Source organism: Nitrospinaceae bacterium (assembly GCA_018669005.1).
In the GTDB taxonomy this organism is placed as follows: domain Bacteria; phylum UBA8248; class UBA8248; order UBA8248; family UBA8248; genus UBA8248.
The window spans coordinates 1-2550 of sequence record JABJAL010000109.1; the positions used below are offsets into that span (position 1 = coordinate 1).

At 53.4% G+C, this 2550-nt stretch carries 1 protein-coding gene and 1 pseudogene; both read right to left on the bottom strand.

Annotated features, from left to right (window positions below; all coding sequences use genetic code 11):
* Positions 1 to 241: 241 nt before the first annotated feature.
* Positions 242 to 1159: pseudogene (locus HOJ95_17045) on the bottom strand (DUF91 domain-containing protein).
* A gap of 254 nt (positions 1160 to 1413) precedes the next feature.
* Positions 1414 to 2313 (bottom strand): branched-chain amino acid transferase, encoded by a 900-nt coding sequence (locus tag HOJ95_17050; GenBank protein MBT6396403.1) that lies wholly within the window; start codon positions 2311 to 2313, stop codon positions 1414 to 1416.
* Positions 2314 to 2550 lie beyond the last annotated feature (237 nt).

The window sequence follows — 2550 nt, forward strand, 5'->3', positions numbered from 1 at the left end:
AGAAAAGGTGGCCTTTCTCTTCCCCGCAGTCGATGTCAATAAGAGGTTTTTGCTTATTCCTATTTTTACTCATGATTTGCCACTCGGGTGTGAGAATGTTGGCTTTCAGCAGCGTGTTGGATTTTATGTCTCTGTGACTTTTAGTCACATGAGAGGATTGAATTTTTGATGAAAAACCATCTAATACGGCTCTTGGTCAAAGGGTAAGGAGTGCTGATTTGGCAATTTAAGGCGGTCGCTACTACGAAGACTCATAGCTTCTCTCCAGTAACGACTTGGCGAGTTCGAAATCATTTACGTTTCGTATTGTAATTTCCAGGTCTCCAGTGCCGAAATGGCCGACGGCCCTCACGTCCCTTAGGAGATTTCCCGTGGAAACCAGATCTACCTCGTCAGGATTCACCTTTACGTACACCAGAACGATGCCCTTCTGTGGTCGCAATTCGACGCACGCAAAATTCTTGATGCGTTTAAAAGCAAAATAATATCGCAGCTCTTTCATCTGCACATCGTCGCCAAGAGCCAGCATGAAATCCTTGATAGATTCAAACCGGTCTCTAAGCTGCTGATCTGTCTCGGACAAAACTTCACCAATAGTTTTGTATTTTCCGACTGAAGGTGTTCCGTGGAGTGCCGCGTTAGTTACCGGCCCGACACTCGTTGCGTTGATCAATTCAAATAGCAAAAGCTCTTCGCCGTATCTTCGGTACCGGATCAGTTCGATGTTGTGGTTCATTTGCTTGACGGCATGTTCGTCATATTTCGTGAAATCGCCAGCGATACAAAGAAGGCGAGGCGCCGACTATTCGACGTTATCAGCGTCCTTCTTCCCGAGCTTTTCGAGCACAAGCCATTCGAAGCTTTTCCTGTGGTCCATTAGCCAATCCAAATAGAAAAGGCCTTGATTGATCACGTTCTCATTCGTTGAGCGTTTATATTCGATGATCACCGGGCACCCGTTCTCATCGATACCCAGTGTATCCATACGGCCACCATGTACTTTCCCCGTACTGTACTCGCTGGCCAGAAAGCGGACGCCCAAAAGTGTTTCAAGATGATTCTCGATGATAGATTGAAGCGACTTCTCCAGAGCTACGGAGGTACCCTGAATCTCGCTAGCGCTTTCGCCTGCTAGGCGGAACAGCTTGATATCAGCCATTGGAACCCTCCCCAGGCCACAGCAGCTCAGGTCAGCACTGAGCTGCTGAATTTGATTACCCAGCTAGTATAGAGAGAAAAATTATGGGTTGAAACACGTCTTGTGATCACGCGCATTTATATTGCGTGTGTGTTGGCGGTAATTAACACCCAAACACCCCGCTCCCGCGCGCTAAGCGCCCCCCCCAACAACCCAAACCCTTCTTCCCCATTAGGGAAGAAGGGCTTATCACCACCGGCAACTATACGGGCGCGCTACGAGTCAAGAATGTCCGTTATCTTGGTCCCGCACCACCCAGCTTCCCTTTGCCGCCAATAGCTATCAAACAGCTGCGAGGTGAGAATCCCCGGCGCGCCATTGCCGAGCGGCTTATCGTCGACCCGGGTGATCGGCATCACCCCGCCGGCCGACGAGGTGGCGAAGGCTTCGTCGGCGTTGCGTAACTCGTCCGGGTGTACGGTGCGCAGCTCGAACGGGATGTTTTCCATGCCGCACAGCTCGATCACCGATTTGCGTGACATGCCGAGCAGGCAGTTTTTATCCGGCGTGGCGCAGACGCCGTCTTTCACCACCCAGATGTTAAAGCCCGGGCCCTCGGCCAGGCTGCCGTCGGCGGCGCAGAGCGCGGCGTCGTCGCGTTCGTTTTCATAGGCCTCGTATTGCGCCTGAATAAGATCGCCCCAGTGGAAATTCTTGAAGCGCGCATCGACCGCCTTGGATGAGATGCGCTCGATGCCGGCCATGTGGATGTTGATGCCGGCCTTGCTCTTTTCTTCGCCCCACAGCCAGACGAACGGCACGACATAGCAGGCGAACTGGTTTTCACACAGGCGCGGGTCGCGCGAGTTTTCGGCATATTCGCCGCGCGTCACATGCATGTGGATGAAGGCGCCGTCCTCGCACTCGGCGCGGCGCGTGGTTTCGGCCAGGATATTGGCGGTCTCGGCGTCGGAGTAGGGGTTCTTCAGCCGGAAGCCGGCGCAACTCGCGGCGAAGCGCTCGAGATGCTCGTCGAGCTTGAAGATATAGCCCTGCCACGCGGTGGTGACGTCATAGACCACATCGGAATGCAGGAAACCGGTGTCGAAAATCGAAATCTTGGCGTCTTCGAGTTCGACGAACTCGCCATTGATATGAACGCAGCCCGCAACCATTTTAATTCTCCCTTTATGAGTGGAGCGCGTAACAAGCCCCAACGCGATCCATTGGTCTAATAATCAGACCATTGGAGTGGGGGAGTCAAGCGGAGAGTCTTGTTGGTTTGGTCCCTCAGATGCCGGGCGAGCGCATCCGCGCTCTTGGCTACCTCGTATTAACTCGGGCGGGTGGTCTCTTTTTTTGATTGGTCCCTCAGATGCCGGGCGAGCGCATCCGCGCTCTTGGCTACCTCG

Coding starts and splice junctions, on each gene's coding strand:
- HOJ95_17050 (MBT6396403.1), bottom strand. CDS start 2,313: ATGGTTGCGGGCTGCGTTCATATCAATGGCGAGTTCGTCGAACTCGAA.